Here is a 15226-nt window from a genome sequence, read left to right on the forward strand (position 1 = left end):
ATCAGGGCGCGAAAAAGGGCCCGTCTTTCGACGGGCCCTTCCTTCACGAAGGAATCCTTAGATGCTGTTCACATCGAGCGGGATGCCGGGGCCGAACGTGGTCGACACGGCGCCCTTCATGATGTAGCGGCCCTTGGAAGAGCTCGGCTTGAGGCGAACGATCTCCTCGAGTGCGGCACCGATGTTCTCGTTGAGCTGGTCGGCGGAGAAGGAAGCCTTGCCCACGACGAAGTGCACGTTGGAGTGCTTGTCGACGCGGAAGGCGATCTTTCCACCCTTGATGTCGTTCACGGCCTTGGCCACGTCGGGCGTCACGGTTCCGGTCTTCGGGTTGGGCATGAGGCCGCGCGGGCCCAGGACCTTTCCGAGACGACCGACCTTGCCCATGAGCTCGGGGGTCGAGACTGCAGAGTCGAACGAGGTGTAGCCGGCGGCCACCTTCTCGATGAGCTCGTCGCCACCGACCTCGTCGGCGCCGGCAGCGATGGCTGCGTCGGCCGCGGGGCCCGTTGCGAAGACGATGACGCGGGCGGTCTTGCCGGTGCCGTGAGGAAGAATCACGGTGCCGCGGACCATCTGGTCTGCCTTGCGGGGGTCGACGCCGAGCTTGAGCGCGACCTCAACGGTGGAGTTGAACTTGACGGAACCGGTCTCGCGGGCGAGGGTGACGGCTTCGGTGGGGGTGTAGAACTTATCGGCTTCGATCTTCTCGACCGCAGCGCGGTAGGCCTTTGACTTCTGTGCCATTTGAATCTCCTGTAGATGCATGTGCTGAGAGCGTGGTTTTCGTGAGCCTGGCTGGCTCTTCCACTTGGTGCCTGTCGGCAGATCGAGATCGATCATGCCCGTCGGCTGGTGTTCGACGAATCGAACGAAGGGGTATTAGCCCTCGACCGTGATGCCCATGGAGCGAGCGGTTCCGGCGATGATCTTCGACGCAGCGTCGAGGTCGTTGGCGTTGAGGTCAACCATCTTGGCCTCGGCGATTTCGCGAACCTGCGCCTTGGTGAGCTTGGCAACCTTGACGGTGTGCGGCGTTCCGCTGCCCTTGGCAACTCCGGCGGCCTTCTTGATGAGCTCCGCTGCAGGCGGGGTCTTCAGGATGAACGTGAACGAACGGTCGTCGTAAACGGTGATCTCAACCGGGATGACGTTGCCGCGCTGGGATTCCGTCTGGGCGTTGTATGCCTTGCAGAATTCCATGATGTTGACGCCGTGCTGTCCCAGCGCCGGCCCGATGGGCGGTGCGGGGTTGGCGGCGCCGGCCTTGATCTGAAGCTTGATCAGACCAGTAACCTTCTTCTTCGGTGCCATTGTTCTTCCTTCGTTATTGATGTTCGAGCGGCCGCGAAGGTCGCTCTCCCGGTGGCCCGGATGGGCCCCGGTGGTTCAGGGCTCTGCTGGCTGGAGGCCGGCGGAGCCTAAAGCTTGGTGACCTGGTCGAAGCTGAGCTCGACCGGGGTCTCACGCTCGAAGAGCGATACGAGCACGATGAGCTTGCCGCTCTCGGGCTTGATCTCGCTGATCGAACCGGGCAGGCCCGCGAACGAGCCTTCCTTGATCGTGATGGTCTCGCCGATTTCGTAGTCGATCTCGGCGGGCAGAACGCGCTGCGCGGCCTTGCCGGGAGCACCGGACTTGGTGGCCGGAACATCCTTGATCTCAACGAGGCCCTTGAGCATGCCGAAGGCCTCTTCGAAACGCAGCGGGGTGGGGTTGTGCGCGTTGCCCACGAAGCCGGTGACGCCGGGGGTGTGACGCACGACGGACCAGCTGTCTTCGTTGAGATCCATGCGCACCAGCACGTAGCCGGGGATGCGAACACGGGTGACCATCTTGCGCTGGCCGTTCTTGATCTCGACGACGTCTTCCATCGGGACCTCGACCTGGTAGATGTAATCTTCCATGGCCATCGACTGCTTGCGGTTCTCGATGTTCGACTTCACGCGGCGTTCGAAACCGGCGTAGGAGTGGATGACGAACCACTTGCCGGGCTGGAAACGCAGTTCCTTGCGGAAGGCCTCGTAGGGGTCTTCGTCTTCGGCGTCGACCTCTTCTTCGTCTTCGACGGCTTCGACGGCGGCCTCGGCCTCGTCGGCGTTGTCGATGTCGAGGGCGTCCTCGACGATGGCGTCGGCTTCGGGGTCGGTCGACTCGGTGAGAGCGTCCAGGGCGGCGTCGAGATCGACTTCGATGTCGGCGTTCTCGTCTTCGACGTGCAGGGCGACCTGCTCGGCGGCTTCGACGGACGTTTCGTCGGCGGCGAGGGTGTTGCCCTCCTGCGCCTCATCGTCGTTGGCGGACTGCTCGGCGGCGGTGGCCCAGTCGACGTCGTCGCGATTGGTCTCAGTCACTAAATATCAATCCTTCTTCTATTGCGTGGGCGTGAGGCCGCACAGTGTTGTTCACAGCTGTGGTGCTGGCTCACCGATCCACGTGCATGATCAGTCTGGATGCCGCTCTCGCGGCACCGGTCAACTGGGAGTGCCGAATACGTACGTGACGACGAGCGCGAACACCCAGTCGAGTGCCGATACCAGCGCCATCATGATCACGACGAAAATCAGAACCACTCCGGTGTAGCTGAGCAGTTCCTTGCGGGTCGGGGTGACGACCTTGCGAAGTTCGGCCAGGACCTGCTTGATAAACAGGGACACCCGAGCGAATGGTCCGCGCTTGGTTTCGCGGGCCACTTTGGCGTTGGCGACGATTTCCTCGCTGGGTTCGTCGATAACTTTTCGGGCCACCTGTTACACCTTTCGTGGGCCGGCGGAAAGACCACCGACTTGCAGGGCGGACAGGACTCGAACCTGCAACCTGCGGTTTTGGAGACCGCTGCTCTACCAATTGAGCCACCACCCTATGAAGCGAAACCGTCCAGCTTCAAACGACCAAAATAGGCGCAAAAAAACTTGGCAGATTTCAACTACCGGACCAAGTCTAGGTCACGGCGAGAGCCCTGTAAAGCCAGCCCCTCTGTTCCTCGAACACGACCGCCCCGTATGCTCGTACCGTGGCACACGACATCAAACGGATTTCCACCAGAATCGGCTCCATCGCGGAGTCCGCGACCCTCAAGGTCGACGGCAAGGCCAAGGCGCTGCAGGCGGCCGGCCGGCCGGTGATCAGCTTCGCTGCGGGCGAGCCCGATTTCCCCACCCCGCCGCACATCGTCGAGGCCGCACTGGCCGCCGTGTCCGACCCCCGCAACCACCGGTACACCCCGGCGGCCGGTCTGCCGGACCTGCGCGAGGCCATCGCCGCGAAGACCCTGCGGGACAGCGGCCTGGCGGTGCCCCCGTCCCGGGTCCTCGTGACCAACGGTGGAAAGCAGGCCGTATACCAGGCCTTCGCCACCCTGCTCGATCCGGGCGACGAGGTGCTTCTGCCCACTCCGTACTGGACCACCTACCCCGAGGCGATCCGCCTGGCCGGCGGCGTTCCCGTTGATGTGTTCGCCGGCAGCGACCAGGGCTACCTCGTCACCGTGGAGCAGCTCGAGGCTGCCCGCACCGACAACACCAAGGTGCTTCTGTTCGTCTCGCCGTCCAACCCCACCGGCGCCGTCTACTCCGAGGAGCAGACCCGCGCCATCGGCGAATGGGCCCAAGAGCACGGGCTCTGGGTCATCAGTGATGAGATCTACCAGAACCTCACCTATGACGGTGTCAAAGCGGTCTCGATCGTCGAGGTCGTCCCGGCGCTGGCCGACCGCACCATCCTGGTCAACGGCGTCGCCAAGACTTACGCCATGACCGGCTGGCGGTTGGGCTGGATGGTCGGGCCCCAGGATGCGATCACCGCCGCGGCCAACCTCCAGTCACATCTCTCCTCGAACGTGTCGAACATCTCCCAGCGCGCCGGTATCGCCGCGCTGAACGGCCCGCAGGACGACGCAGAGGCCATGCGGGTTGCGTTCGACCGTCGGCGCAAGCTCATCGTCGCCGAGCTCAACAAGATCCCGGGCATCCGCACGCCCACCCCGCAGGGCGCGTTCTACGTCTACCCCGACGTGACCGGACTGCTCGGCCGCAGCTGGGGCGGGGTCACCCCCACCTCCTCGCTCGAGCTGGCCGACCTGATTCTGGATCAAGCCGAGGTGGCCGCGGTTCCCGGTGAGGCCTTCGGCCCCAGCGGCTTCCTGCGGCTGTCCTACGCTCTCGGTGACGACGCTCTCTTGGAGGGTGTCCAGCGCCTGCAGAAGCTGTTCTCCTAGGCCCGGCTCACTCCGGACCGACTTTCCCCGGCCCGTCGATGATGACGGCGAGACCGGCCCGCAGCTCCTCGAACGGGCTGCCGCCGGCGTCGACCAGCGAGGTCGGGCACCGCACCACGATGTACATGAACGATTCCGACAGCGGCATCGCCCTGGCCGCGATCTCGTTCGTGTAACTCACGCCCGCTTCAGGATCCACGTAGTCGATACGGGTGGTGAGGAACTCGATGCGCTCCGCGGCGCCGGGCAGGTTGATGCCGAAGTCGGTGAATCCGAGTTCGCCGACCAGTGTGGCGTCGTTTCCGGCCGACAGCAGCTGCTGCTCAAGCGCATCCACGGTTGCGAGAGTGTCGGTCAGATCGTCCGTCGCGCCGGCGTCGTAGGCGCTCTGCACGTTCTGGGATGACGTCAATTGGCAGCCGAGCTCCGAATTCTCGGACTGGTTGATGCCTTGCTCGTCGAACACGGTGACCCCCCAGCCGTCCAGGATCGGGTATCCCCACGCCGGGAAGGTGCCCCCGAGGTCGACCTGGTCGTCGAGGGATACGGTGCCCTCCTGCCCGGCCAGATCGGCGCCGGAGGTTGACGCGGGCGTCGGTGCGTCGGTCGGCTCCGCGACGTCGGTGGCGGCCTCCGTCGGCACCGCGAGCACTCCGGCCCGGCCCGCGTTCACCCCGTCGACCACGCTGCCGCCGACCAGGAAACCGCTGACCACCGCACCCGTGATGGACAGCACCGCGAAGCCCGCCACCGGCAGCCACAGCCACGGCCGCAACGCGCTGCGACGTTTCTCTGGCGCGCCGCTCACCGGAGCGCCGGCCACTGCCGGGTCCCCCTCCGCTCCCGCGGGCTCCTGGTGCGTGTTGGCTCCATTGGCGTCGTTCATGGTGTTTCTCCCCCGGTTTGTTCCTCGAACCCTATCGACCTTTGGCATCCACCGGGTGGTGGATAGGCAGGTCGGTCGGGAGGGTGTTGCCCAGAATCGGCACTGGGACGATTGTGGGTACATGACTACTTCACCTCCGGCAGTGCGCGTCTCGCGGCTGAGTAAGTCGTACGGCGCGTTCGATGCCGTCAACGACATCAGCTTCGACATCCGCCCCGGCGAGACCTTTGCGCTGCTCGGACCCAACGGGGCCGGCAAGAGCAGCACCATCGAAATCCTTGAGGGCTACCGCGACCGTTCAGAGGGCGACGTCACGGTCCTGGGCGTTGACCCGCAGCACGCCGGTCTGGACTGGAAGGCCCGCATCGGCATCGTCCTGCAATCCAGCGGTGAGAGCGGCAACGCCACAGTGCTCGAGCAGCTGCGGCACTTCGCGAGCCTGTACCCCAACCCCCGACCGGTGGAGGAGGTCCTCGCCGCGGTCGGGCTTGAGGAGAAGGCGAAGACCCGCATCCACCGGCTCTCCGGCGGTCAGCAACGACGGGTGGATGTTGCGCTCGGCATCATCGGCCGGCCGGAACTGCTTTTCTTGGACGAACCGACCACCGGATTCGACCCCGAGGCCCGGCACCAGTTCTGGGATCTCATCCGCACCCTCAAGGGTGAGGGCACCACCATTCTGCTGACCACCCACAACCTCGACGAGGCGGCGGAGCTCAGCGACCGCGCCGGCATCATCGTGGGCGGCAGGCTCATCGACATCGGCACGATCGGCGAACTCGGCGGCCCCGCCGCCCGCATCCCGATGGTGCGCTGGCGGGACGCCGACGGGGTGCAGCGGGAGGCGCGCACCGAGACCCCCGCCGGCCTGGTCGCCCAGCTGGCCAGGGACCTCGGCGGCGAACCCGCCGAACTGCAGGTCATCCGACCCAGCCTCGAAGACATCTACCTGGGCCTGGTGCGCGGTCACGCGGCCGGCAGCACCAGTGACACCGCAAGCACGGAGGTACTCGCATGAGCGCGACCCTGACCCCGCAACCGACCCCACAGTTGCCCCAACCGGCCGGTCACCGCACTACTCGGCACGGGCTGTTCAGCCTGGGCCTGGCCCGCATCGGCTTCGAGATCAAGCTGTACTTCCGCTCCACCGACACCGTCTTCTTCACGTTCCTGTTCCCGTTCATCATGCTGGGCATCTTCACCGCGGCGTTCAGCGCCCAGGGCAACATCGGCACCAACCCGGACGGCTCCGGCGGCATCAGCGTCGGCGCGTATTACCTGCCCGGCATGCTGGCCGCGGGCATGCTGCTCTCCGGCCTGCAGAACCTCGCGATCGACATCGCCGGCGAGAAGGGCGACGGCACCCTCAAACGGCTCGGCGGCACCCCGCTGTCGCCGCTGAGCTACTTCATCGGCAAGATCGGCCAGGTGCTCGTCACGGGCATCCTGCAGGCCGTGCTGCTGCTGATCGTGGCCCGGTTCGCCTTCGACATCGCCCTGCCCACCGAGCCGGAGAAGTGGCTCACCTTCATCTGGGTGTTCCTGCTGGGCGTGATCACCTGCGCGTTCCTGGGCATCGCCCTCTCGGCACTGCCACGGTCGGGCCGCAGTGCGTCGGCCGTGGTGATCCCCATCGTGCTGGTGCTGCAGTTCATCTCCGGCGTGTACCTGCAGTTCAACGCCCTGCCGGACTGGATGCAGAACGTCGCCAGCCTGTTCCCACTCAAGTGGATGGCGCAGGGCATGCGTGCGGTGTTCCTGCCGGACAGCTTCGCCGCCCAGGAGCAGAACGGCGCCTGGGAGTTGGGCCTAGTGGCGATCGCGCTGCTGATCTGGCTGGTGGTGGGGCTCGTCGGCAGTCGGCTCACCTTCCGTTGGATCCGCAAGGACTCCTGATGCACCCGCCGTGCCCGGGGCGTGCGGCACATGGGATGCTTGTCGCATGAGCACACGGCGCTGGTGGGATGTGGCGGTCGCCGGGGCGCTGACCGTCCTCACCGTCATGGCGATCGAGGGCTCCGGCGGTGGCGCACCGGCACGGATCGGGGCGCTCCTCAGCCTCGCGGCCGTCGGCGTGGCGTACCTCGGTTGGGGCCGCCTGGCGATCGCCCGGGCAACCGACCGGCCGGAGGTCGCGCCCTCGGTTGCCGACACCGGTTTCCGGGTGGTCGTGATCGTGGCCTGTGGCGTCGCGACGGCGTTCGACCCGAGCATGGCCACGCTGCAGACGTTGGTGTTCCCGTTTCTCTGGGTGCTCGCCAGAACATACCGGGGCGCGGTGCTGCTCAACATCACCCTGGCCACCGTGACCGGGCTGGGCCTGTGGATCAGCGGCGGGCGCACGGCGGACGCCGCCGTGCAGGCGGCCGCCATCGAAGGGATCTCACTGGCGTTCGCGCTGGCGATGGGCACCTGGATCTCCCGCATCGTCGAGGCCGGCGCCTACCAGCGCCGGTTGGTGGAGGAACTCACCCTGGCCCAGGACGAGCTGGCGGCGGCGCAGCGGGATGCCGGCAGCGCGGCCGAGCGTGAGCGGTTGGCCCGCGAGATCCACGACACCATCGCGCAGAGCCTCACCAGCCTGGTGATGCTCACCCAGCGCACCCGCTCCGAGCTCGCCGCCGTTCCCGGCGACACGTCGGCCGTTGCCGACAGTCTCGACCTGATCGAGTCGACCGGGCGCGACGCCCTCACCGAGGCCCGTGCCCTGGTGGCGTCGATGTCGCCGGTGCGCGCCGCCGACGGCGACCTCGCTCACACCGTGACCCGGCTCGCGGAACGCTTCGAGAGGGAGACCGGGATCCAGGTGACCGTCGAACTCACCGGCCTCGACCCGGCGGGCGCTGACCACGGGACCGAATTGCCCCCGCTGGACCGCGCCCTCGAGGTGGTCCTGCTGCGCTGCGGCCAGGAGGGCCTCGCCAATGTGCGCAAACACTCCGGCGCCGGCGCCGCCCGCATCGCCATCGCTCGCACACCCCAGGAGGTCGCCCTCACCGTCACCGACAACGGCCGGGGCCTGGGCGCTTACCGCCCGGAGTCCGAGCACGGCTTCGGGCTGACGGGTATGCGCGACAGGGTCGGCCTGGTGGGCGGCTGGCTCGAGGTGACCGACTCGGCGAACGGCTCCGGCACGGTGCTGCGGGTGACCCTGCCTCTGTTGGTGACGGCGCCCAGCACCGGCGGGCGCGGATGATCCGGGTGCTGGTCGCCGACGACCATCCGATCGTGCGCGGCGGCATTGTGGGCCTGCTCGGCGGCGCCGACGACATCGAGGTGGTCGGCGAGGCCGCCGATGGAGCCATGGCGGTGCGTCTGACCGGCGAGTTGCGGCCCGACCTGGTGCTGATGGACCTTCGGATGCCGCACCTGGACGGCGCCGCAGCCACCGCGCAGATGCTGGAGCAGAACCCGGCCACCCGGGTGCTGATCCTCACCACGTACGAGTCCGACGACCAGATCCTCGGCGCGATCGCCGCCGGCGCCAGCGGTTACCTGCTCAAGGCGGCCCCGCAGGCGGAGATCATCGAGGGTGTGCGCTCGGTATACGGCGGCCAGACCGTGCTCGCACCCGTGATCGCCGCCAGGCTGGTGCAGCGGGTGCGGGCGGATGCCGTGCCGGCGCCTCGGCTGTCGGCCCGCGAACTGCAGGTGCTGCGTCTGGTGGCGGCCGGCGAGAGCAACCCGCAGATCGCCAGGTCACTGTTCATCGGCGAGGCCACGGTGAAGACGCACCTGCTGCACGTGTTCGAGAAGCTGGGCGTGGGCGACCGCACCCGGGCGGTCACCCTGGCGATGGAGCTGCGCCTGCTCTGACGCATCCGCTCGCCCTGGTGCCGCCTGCCAGCCAGCCGAATTATCCCGCCCACGCTCCCCAGCGCCGACGTGCCGCAAAACGCCCATTGCGATGCTTCCAAAGGGACTTTTCCCGCAAGTCACGCAAGGGGTTCTCACCGACTTGCCGCAGAATCCCCTCTGGATGCCTCCGAAGGGGTTTTTCGCGCAACTCGCGGCGCCGCGGCTAGAGCAGCGAGAAGCCCACGAAGACGGGTTCAGGGTGCAGGATGACGCCGAAGTCGGCCTGCACGCGCTGCTGTACGAACCGGGCGAGCTGGCCGATCTCGTCGGCGGTGGCGGTGCCGGTGTTGGTGATGGCCAGGGAGTGCTTGCTCGAGATCGCCGCGCCGGAGCCGGGCAGCCGGAAGCCACGGTGGATGCCGGAGTTCTCGATCAGCCAAGCTGCGCTGAGCTTCACCGTGCGCAGAACCTCGACGCCCGGCATCGGCCCTACACCGGCGTACTCGTCGAGCGGGATCACCCGGTCGGGCAGCTCGATCTCGGCCTGCTTCCAGCGCGGGGCCTCGTCGGGCAGGGTGCGGGCGAAGCTTTCGGTGACGATCGGGTTGGTGAAGAACGACCCGGCACTGTAGGTGTCGGGGTCGGCGGCGTCGAGCACCATGCCCTTACCGGCCCGGAGGCCGAGCACGCTCTGGCGCAGTTCGGCCAGCGGCACCCGGTCGCCCAGCTGTACCCCGAGGGCATTGGCCAGCTGCGGGTAGGTCACCGGCTGACTCAGGGCGCTGCCGAGCACGGCGGCCTGTGCCGACATGTCACGCAGCTCGAGTTCGATGGCGAGCACCACTCCGCGGCGGCCCTGCTTAAGCACCGAGGTGCGGTAGCCGAGGCCGAGTTCGGCGGCGCTGAGCCGCTCCACCTCGCCGGACTCGAAGTCGAGGAAGTCTATGGCGGCCAGGCTGTTGGCCAGTTCCTGGCCGTAGGCGCCGATGTTCTGCACCGGGGCCGCACCGCTGGTCCCCGGAATACCGGAGAGCGCCTCGATGCCGGCCCAGCCGTTGGCCACCGTGAGGGCGACGAGGTCGTCCCACGGTTCGCCGGCCTGCACACGGATGCGCACCGGGCGCCCGTCGACATCCGCGTCGGTTTCCGCGTCGGCGCCGGTCTCGGCCGCCGGGGCGAGCACCTCCACACCCCGGGTGCACACGCGGATGACGGTGCCGTCGAAGCCGGCGTCGGCCGCGACGGTGTTCGAGCCACCGCCGAGCAGCACCCACGGTTCGTCGGAGCCCCAGGCATCCAGGGCCGCCTGGATCAAGCCGGCCTCATCGGCCGGCGCGACGAGGTGCGCGGGGGCACCGCCGACCCGCAGTGTCGTCAGGTCGGCCAGGGTCACGGGCACCGGAACAGGCGCGGCTACAGGGTCGGTCATGGTCGCCTAGACCAGCGAGACGCGCGCCTGCGCCTTGCCGAGAACGGTGACGGAGTTGAAGGTCACGGTGAGGTCGATCCGCGCCACGCCGGCATCCGCGTCGAGCGCGCCCACCTTGGCGACCACGGTCACCACGGCGCCGAGGTCGGGGTCCACTGGCACCGGCCGGGTGAAGCGCACCTGGTAGTCCAGAACCCGGGCCGAGTCGCCGACCCAGTCGACGACGGGTTGGATAGCCAGGCCCATGGTGAGCATGCCGTGCGCGAGCACGCCGGGCAGCCCCACCGCGTGGGCGACGTCGTCGCGGTAGTGGATGGGGTTGAAGTCGCCAGAGGCACCCGCGTAGCGCACGAGGGAGTCCCGGGTCAGTGGGAAGCTGCTCTCGGCGACGATGTCGCCCACGGTGAGGCTCTCGAGGCTGGGCGTGACGGGTGCGCTGGTGGTCATTCGTCTCCCCTGACGACGAGGGTGGAGGTGGCGGTGACCACGTGGGCGCCGGTGGCATCGACGATTGTCGACTCCGCGGTGACCATCGAGTGGCCGCCCAGGCTCTTCACGCTGGCGACGCGCAGCGTTGCGGTGAGTTCGTCACCTGCCACGATCGGGCGACTGTAGCTGAACCGCTGGTCGCCGTGCACCACCCGGGTGAAGTCGATGCCGGCGTCGGGCTCGGCGAGCAGCTGGGCGAGGGTCGCCTCCTGCACCACCACGGCGAATGTCGGCGGCGCGACGATGTCGCTGTGCCCCGCGGCACGGGCGGCGTCGGGGTCGAAATTGATCGGGTTGGTCGCGAAGACTGCACGCGAGAACTCGCGCACCTTCTCCCGGCCGACCAGATACGGCGGCACGGCGGGAAAGACCCGACCCTGGATTGCTGGATTCACGGACACGTATCGAGTGTACTTGCGCCCCGCAGAATTGTTCGGTCGGGCCGGTTAGGGCAGACTTGGCCCAGTGGATTACGTACAGGTCGCACTGACCGCCCCCGAGGTTGCCCCCCTGCTCACCGGCCTGCGCCAGGAGTACGACGCCCGCTACGGGCACGGCGCCGGCGAGTCGGTGCTGGATGTCGACGCCGGCGAGTTCGAGGCGCCGACCGGAGCGTTCGTGGTGCTCCTGGACGACGGCACGACGGTCGCGGGCGGCGGCATCCGGCGCATCGACGACACCGTCGTGGAGATCAAGCGCATGTGGACGAACCCGGACTACCGCCGCCAGGGCTACGCCAGCCGGATGCTGCGCGAACTGGCCGGCCTCGCCCGCCAGCTCGGTTATCAGACGGTGCGGCTTGAAACCGGGCACGCCCAGCCGGAGGCGCTGGCGCTGTACCGTCGGTTGGGATTCGCCGAGATCGGCAGCTACGGTCCCTACGAGAACGCGACGGCCTTCGAGCTCGACCTCGACGCTGTCACGACGAAGCCCCGCCACTGAGGCCGTAGCGGCCGGCAGTGACGGGGCGTGCGTGCGCCGGGTCGTCAGGGTCAGACGGCGGGGATGACCAGTCCGCCCCAGGTCTCCTCCATGTAGGCCTGCGTCTCGTCTGAGAGCAGCAGCTCCGTGAGCTTGACGATGCGCGGGTCGTTCTCCAGCTCTGGCGTGGTGGCCAGCACGTTGAAGTACGGGCTGTCCGAGCCCTCGATCAGGATCGCCTGGTCGGCGGTGAGGCCGGCCGGCAGAGCGAACGAGATGGTGACGAACGCCACGTCGACATCCTGCACGGCCTGCGGCAGGGTGGCGTTCTCGATCTCGCGGAACTCGTACTTGTTGGGGTTGTCGGTGATGTCGGCGAGTGAGGTGGGCTCGTCCGTCGTCTCGATCAGGCCCTCGGCGGCGAGGATCTTGAGCGCGCGGCCCTCGTTGGTCGGGTCGTTGGGGATGGCGATGGTGGCGCCGTCCTTGAGGCCGTCGAGGGAGTCCACGGTGTTGCTGTAGAACGCGGCGCTGGGCAGGTAGATCTCGCCGACGCTCACCAGGCTGCCGCCGGCCTGCTCGTTGTAGGTCTTCAGGAAGGTGGCGTTCTGGAACAGGTTCGCGTCGATCGAACCGTCGGACAGGGCCACGTTGGGGGTGTTGTAGTCGGTGAAGTCCTGGAAGGTGATGTCCAGCCCGGCGTCGGCGGCCAGGTTGTCCTGCACGAACTTGAGGATGTCGCCGGCCGGGGTGGCCAGGGCGCCCACCGTGATCGTGCCGAGGTCGTCGCCGGCTCCGGTCGTGGCGGGCTCGTCGGTCGTTCCCGCGCAGGCGGTGAGGGCGAACAGGGCGGAGAGGGTGACGGCGGCACCGGCAAGGCGCGTTCCGCGGGAGGTGAACTGCATGGGAGGGCTCTTCTCGTGGGTGGTGGTGGCCACGCCGTCATGCTGACGCGGCGCGGTCGGGTGGGGTCGGGGTTACGCGCCGGTGACGGCGCTGGCACGCAGGGCCGGCACGGTCTTCTCCGCGCGAGTCGGCCGGGACCTGTGCGCGAATCGCTTGGCCAGCATCGTCGCCAGCCCCTGCAGCACCATGACGATCACGAAGATCACGATGATCACGGCGATCATGTGGATGGTGCTGTAGCGCTGGTAGCCGTAGCGCACGGCCACGTCGCCCAAGCCGCCGCCGGCGACGGTGCCGACCATGGCCGAGAAGTTGATGATGGAGGTCACCGTGGTCGACAGGCCCAGGATCATCGGCGAGAGCGCCTCGGGCACGAGGACCTTGGACACGATCTGCCAGCGGGTCGCACCGAGCGACTCCGCGGCCTCGATCAGACCGGTGTCGACCTCCTTGATCGCGATCTCCACCATGCGGGCGAAGAACGGGATGGCCACAACGGCCAGCGGCACGATGGCGGCGGTGGGCCCGATGAAGGTGCCCACCACCAGCCTGGTGAACGGGATCAGGGCCACCATCAGGATGATGAACGGCACGCTGCGACCGAGGTTGACGACGAAATCGAGCACCCGGTTGACCACCCGGCCGAGCCGGCGGGAGCCGAACGGGCTCTCGAACAGGCCGCCGGGTTCGGTGCCGACGAGCACGATGCCCAGCGGCAGGCCCACGATGATGGTGATGAGCAGCGAGACGCCGACCATGTAGAGGGTCTGCCCGGTGCCGATGAGCAGCACCTGGAACAGGTCAGACCAGAATTGCGGCAGCGATGGATCCAGAAGCACGGTTACTCCCCCACGATTTCGACGAGCATGCCCTGGCTGCGCAGGTCTGAGATGGGCGCGGCATTGCCCGCCGCGCTGCCCGGCAGCGCCAGGCGGGTGCGGCCGGCCTGATTGCCGCCGATGGTCTCGATGGCCGCGCCGAGGATCGACACGTCCAGACCGTAGGTGCGCGCCAGCTGCGCGATCACGGGGCGGTCGGCCGACCCGCCGCTGAAGGTGATGTCGATGACGGTGTCGCCCGGCAGCGACGGCACGGCGCCGAGCGGGAAGAGCTCGTGCGCAAGGCGGGATCCGGCGGTGGAGATCAGCGAGACGATGCGCCCCTGCTCGACGATCCGGCCGTCCTCGATCAGCGCGGCGGAGTCGCAGATGCGCTTGACGACATCCATCTCGTGCGTGATCAGCAGCACCGTCAGGCCCAGGTCGGTGTTGATGGTCTTGACCAGGTCGAGGATCGACCGGGTGGTTTCGGGGTCCAGCGCGCTGGTGGCCTCGTCGGAGAGCAGCACCTTGGGGCTGCCGGCCAGCGCCCTGGCGATGCCCACCCGCTGCTTCTGACCGCCGGACAGCTCCGCCGGGTAGGCGCCGGCCTTGTCGGCGAGGCCGACCAGGTCGAGGATCTCGAGGGCACGGCGTCGGCGGGCGTCGCCGTCGACGCCGATGATCTCGAGTCCCAGTTCCACGTTTCCGCGCACCGTGCGGCCGGCCAGCAGGTTGAAGTGCTGGAAAACCATGCCTATCTTGCGGCGGGCACGGCGCAGATCGGCGGGCGAGAGCGCGGTGAGCTCGTCACCGTCGACGGTCACGGTGCCGGAGTCCGGCCGTTCGAGCAGGTTGATCGCGCGGATCAGGGTGCTCTTACCGGCACCGCTCTGACCGATCACCCCGAAGATCTCCCCTTCGGCGACCTCGAGCGAGACGTCCTGCAGGGCAGCGGTGACGGTGCCGCCGGAGCGGAAGGTCTTGGAGACGTGCTGTACGGAGATCACGGTGGTCCTGAGGGTTCGCGCGGCCTTGTACCGCAGTGATTCCGAGTGTGTCAATCGCAACGCCGCGGGCCAAATCACTGTGACGAAATAAGTCGCCGGGCCTCCGGAAGCCGCGCCGACCCTCCGCGCGGGATAACGTTGACTCGTTATGCATAACAAATTGACCCCACACCCCGATCTTCCGATCGACCTGCCCACGGCCGAACGACTCGCCAAGGCCGTCGAACACTACGGCGAGTCCACCGTCGTCGACCACTCCGTCGCCCTGATGCGCGGCAAGAACGCCGGCAAGGACTTCCTGCTCTACGTGGGCGGCCGGCACGCGCTCGGCATCCTCGAGGGAGCGCCGGCGCTGTACTGGCCCGAGCTGTGGGGAGCCCGTGCGCTGCTGCACGTCTGGAACGACTCCGCGGCCCCGTACGTCGTCGTTGGCCTGAACAACGAGGCCTGGCGCATCCGCGAGATGTGCGCGAAGGTCGTCATGCTGCGCAAGCTGGATGTCGCGCCCAAGCTCGTGAAGGCCACCACCGACGAGGTGCCCCGCGTGCGGGTCGCCGCCCTCAACGCCCTCGCCGAGCAGGGTCGCGAACAGGACATCCCCACCATCGTGGTGCGCCTGCGCGACCCCGACAAGGATGTGCGCCGCGCCGCCCAGCAGGCCCGCGATGCCATCATGACCCGGCTCAACCTGCCCAAGGAGTAACCCACGAACGCCATCCCCACTCCGAATCAGAGCACCCCGCACCGAAACGC

Annotated in this window: 18 protein-coding genes and 1 tRNA gene; 7 read left to right on the top strand and 12 right to left on the bottom strand. The window is 67.8% G+C overall.

The window, feature by feature from the left end; genetic code table 11:
• Positions 1 to 57: 57 nt before the first annotated feature.
• The 5 genes from rplA to E3T22_RS14200 all read right to left on the bottom strand — a co-directional run bounded on the left by rplA (position 58) and on the right by E3T22_RS14200 (position 2862).
• Positions 58 to 747 carry a 50S ribosomal protein L1 gene (gene rplA, locus E3T22_RS14180; RefSeq protein ID WP_088455017.1) on the bottom strand — a complete coding sequence of 230 codons (690 nt, stop codon included), beginning with the start codon at positions 745 to 747 and terminating at the stop codon, positions 58 to 60.
• A gap of 135 nt (positions 748 to 882) precedes the next feature.
• The gene (gene rplK / locus E3T22_RS14185; RefSeq protein ID WP_066592266.1) at positions 883 to 1314 is read right to left on the bottom strand and encodes a 50S ribosomal protein L11; all 432 of its coding nucleotides are present in this window, start codon (positions 1312 to 1314) and stop codon (positions 883 to 885) included.
• Between the two features lie 107 nt (positions 1315 to 1421).
• Positions 1422 to 2354, bottom strand: coding sequence for a transcription termination/antitermination protein NusG (gene nusG, locus E3T22_RS14190; RefSeq protein ID WP_088455016.1), 933 nt, complete (start codon positions 2352 to 2354; stop codon positions 1422 to 1424).
• Between the two features lie 120 nt (positions 2355 to 2474).
• On the bottom strand, positions 2475 to 2747 hold the full coding sequence (gene secE, locus E3T22_RS14195) for a preprotein translocase subunit SecE (RefSeq protein ID WP_088455015.1): 273 nt from the start codon (positions 2745 to 2747) through the stop codon (positions 2475 to 2477).
• Between the two features lie 42 nt (positions 2748 to 2789).
• Positions 2790 to 2862 (bottom strand) — tRNA-Trp (locus E3T22_RS14200).
• A gap of 151 nt (positions 2863 to 3013) precedes the next feature.
• Here E3T22_RS14200 and E3T22_RS14205 point away from each other — a divergent pair.
• Positions 3014 to 4216 carry a pyridoxal phosphate-dependent aminotransferase gene (locus tag E3T22_RS14205; RefSeq protein WP_088455014.1) on the top strand — a complete coding sequence of 401 codons (1203 nt, stop codon included), beginning with the start codon at positions 3014 to 3016 and terminating at the stop codon, positions 4214 to 4216.
• A gap of 7 nt (positions 4217 to 4223) precedes the next feature.
• Here the strand turns inward: E3T22_RS14205 and E3T22_RS14210 are convergent, their stop codons facing one another.
• The gene (locus E3T22_RS14210) at positions 4224 to 5102 is read right to left on the bottom strand and encodes a hypothetical protein (protein WP_134408371.1); all 879 of its coding nucleotides are present in this window, start codon (positions 5100 to 5102) and stop codon (positions 4224 to 4226) included.
• Between the two features lie 121 nt (positions 5103 to 5223).
• On the opposite strand from E3T22_RS14210, the gene E3T22_RS14215 reads away from it, so the two are divergent.
• Genes E3T22_RS14215 through E3T22_RS14230 form a run of 4 tightly spaced genes read left to right on the top strand, consistent with a single transcriptional unit; the run spans position 5224 to position 8918 of the window.
• Complete coding sequence (locus E3T22_RS14215) at positions 5224 to 6120, top strand: ABC transporter ATP-binding protein (protein ID WP_103460540.1); 897 nt, start codon at positions 5224 to 5226, stop codon at positions 6118 to 6120.
• Positions 6117 to 6998, top strand: coding sequence for an ABC transporter permease (locus E3T22_RS14220; RefSeq protein WP_088455011.1), 882 nt, complete (start codon positions 6117 to 6119; stop codon positions 6996 to 6998). Before E3T22_RS14215 ends, E3T22_RS14220 begins: the two co-directional genes overlap by 4 nt.
• A 46-nt stretch (positions 6999 to 7044) precedes the next feature.
• Complete coding sequence (locus E3T22_RS14225; protein ID WP_134480907.1) at positions 7045 to 8298, top strand: sensor histidine kinase; 1254 nt, start codon at positions 7045 to 7047, stop codon at positions 8296 to 8298.
• Entirely contained in the window at positions 8295 to 8918 is a 624-nt protein-coding gene (locus E3T22_RS14230; RefSeq protein WP_134480908.1) for a response regulator transcription factor, read from the top strand. Before E3T22_RS14225 ends, E3T22_RS14230 begins: the two co-directional genes overlap by 4 nt.
• A 205-nt stretch (positions 8919 to 9123) precedes the next feature.
• Here E3T22_RS14230 and E3T22_RS14235 read toward each other — a convergent pair whose 3' ends face one another.
• The 3 genes from E3T22_RS14235 to E3T22_RS14245 are packed head-to-tail and all read right to left on the bottom strand — an operon-like array spanning position 9124 to position 11219.
• Positions 9124 to 10329 (bottom strand): UDP-N-acetylmuramate dehydrogenase, encoded by a 1206-nt coding sequence (locus E3T22_RS14235; RefSeq protein WP_134480909.1) that lies wholly within the window; start codon positions 10327 to 10329, stop codon positions 9124 to 9126.
• A 6-nt stretch (positions 10330 to 10335) separates the two neighbouring features.
• On the bottom strand, positions 10336 to 10776 hold the full coding sequence (locus tag E3T22_RS14240; protein WP_088455007.1) for a MaoC family dehydratase: 441 nt from the start codon (positions 10774 to 10776) through the stop codon (positions 10336 to 10338).
• Positions 10773 to 11219, bottom strand: a complete 447-nt coding sequence (locus tag E3T22_RS14245) for a MaoC family dehydratase N-terminal domain-containing protein (protein ID WP_088455006.1) — start codon at positions 11217 to 11219, stop codon at positions 10773 to 10775. Before E3T22_RS14245 ends, E3T22_RS14240 begins: the two co-directional genes overlap by 4 nt.
• A gap of 64 nt (positions 11220 to 11283) precedes the next feature.
• On the opposite strand from E3T22_RS14245, the gene E3T22_RS14250 reads away from it, so the two are divergent.
• Positions 11284 to 11760, top strand: coding sequence for a GNAT family N-acetyltransferase (locus E3T22_RS14250; RefSeq protein WP_088455005.1), 477 nt, complete (start codon positions 11284 to 11286; stop codon positions 11758 to 11760).
• Positions 11761 to 11810: 50 nt separating this feature from the next.
• On the opposite strand, the gene E3T22_RS14255 is transcribed toward E3T22_RS14250, so the two are convergent.
• From E3T22_RS14255 to E3T22_RS14265, 3 genes are read right to left on the bottom strand one after another with little or no spacing between them, the layout of a single operon-like run.
• Positions 11811 to 12677, bottom strand: coding sequence for a MetQ/NlpA family ABC transporter substrate-binding protein (locus tag E3T22_RS14255; RefSeq protein WP_240632339.1), 867 nt, complete (start codon positions 12675 to 12677; stop codon positions 11811 to 11813).
• A 39-nt stretch (positions 12678 to 12716) separates the two neighbouring features.
• Positions 12717 to 13484, bottom strand: a complete 768-nt coding sequence (locus E3T22_RS14260; RefSeq protein ID WP_255416763.1) for a methionine ABC transporter permease — start codon at positions 13482 to 13484, stop codon at positions 12717 to 12719.
• Positions 13485 to 13486: 2 nt separating this feature from the next.
• On the bottom strand, positions 13487 to 14473 hold the full coding sequence (locus E3T22_RS14265) for a methionine ABC transporter ATP-binding protein (protein ID WP_088457815.1): 987 nt from the start codon (positions 14471 to 14473) through the stop codon (positions 13487 to 13489).
• Positions 14474 to 14621: 148 nt separating this feature from the next.
• Here E3T22_RS14265 and E3T22_RS14270 point away from each other — a divergent pair, with 148 nt between their 5' ends.
• Positions 14622 to 15176: a HEAT repeat domain-containing protein gene (locus E3T22_RS14270; RefSeq protein ID WP_088455003.1), complete on the top strand. Its 555-nt coding sequence runs from the start codon at positions 14622 to 14624 to the stop codon at positions 15174 to 15176.
• Positions 15177 to 15226 lie beyond the last annotated feature (50 nt).

Origin of the sequence: Cryobacterium sp. TMB3-10, assembly GCF_004402305.1 — a bacterium.
GTDB lineage: Bacteria > Actinomycetota > Actinomycetes > Actinomycetales > Microbacteriaceae > Cryobacterium > Cryobacterium zongtaii.

What these genes read in the sequence shown, in the direction of transcription:
- rplK (WP_066592266.1), bottom strand. Translation starts at nt 1,314, where the DNA reads ATGGCACCGAAGAAGAAGGTTACTGGTCTGATCAAGCTTCAGATCAAG.
- rplA (WP_088455017.1), bottom strand. Translation starts at nt 747, where the DNA reads ATGGCACAGAAGTCAAAGGCCTACCGCGCTGCGGTCGAGAAGATCGAA.
- E3T22_RS14210 (WP_134408371.1), bottom strand. Translation starts at nt 5,102, where the DNA reads ATGAACGACGCCAATGGAGCCAACACGCACCAGGAGCCCGCGGGAGCG.
- E3T22_RS14225 (WP_134480907.1), top strand. Translation starts at nt 7,045, where the DNA reads ATGAGCACACGGCGCTGGTGGGATGTGGCGGTCGCCGGGGCGCTGACC.
- E3T22_RS14235 (WP_134480909.1), bottom strand. Translation starts at nt 10,329, where the DNA reads ATGACCGACCCTGTAGCCGCGCCTGTTCCGGTGCCCGTGACCCTGGCC.
- E3T22_RS14215 (WP_103460540.1), top strand. Translation starts at nt 5,224, where the DNA reads ATGACTACTTCACCTCCGGCAGTGCGCGTCTCGCGGCTGAGTAAGTCG.
- E3T22_RS14230 (WP_134480908.1), top strand. Translation starts at nt 8,295, where the DNA reads ATGATCCGGGTGCTGGTCGCCGACGACCATCCGATCGTGCGCGGCGGC.
- E3T22_RS14270 (WP_088455003.1), top strand. Translation starts at nt 14,622, where the DNA reads ATGCATAACAAATTGACCCCACACCCCGATCTTCCGATCGACCTGCCC.
- E3T22_RS14220 (WP_088455011.1), top strand. Translation starts at nt 6,117, where the DNA reads ATGAGCGCGACCCTGACCCCGCAACCGACCCCACAGTTGCCCCAACCG.
- E3T22_RS14240 (WP_088455007.1), bottom strand. Translation starts at nt 10,776, where the DNA reads ATGACCACCAGCGCACCCGTCACGCCCAGCCTCGAGAGCCTCACCGTG.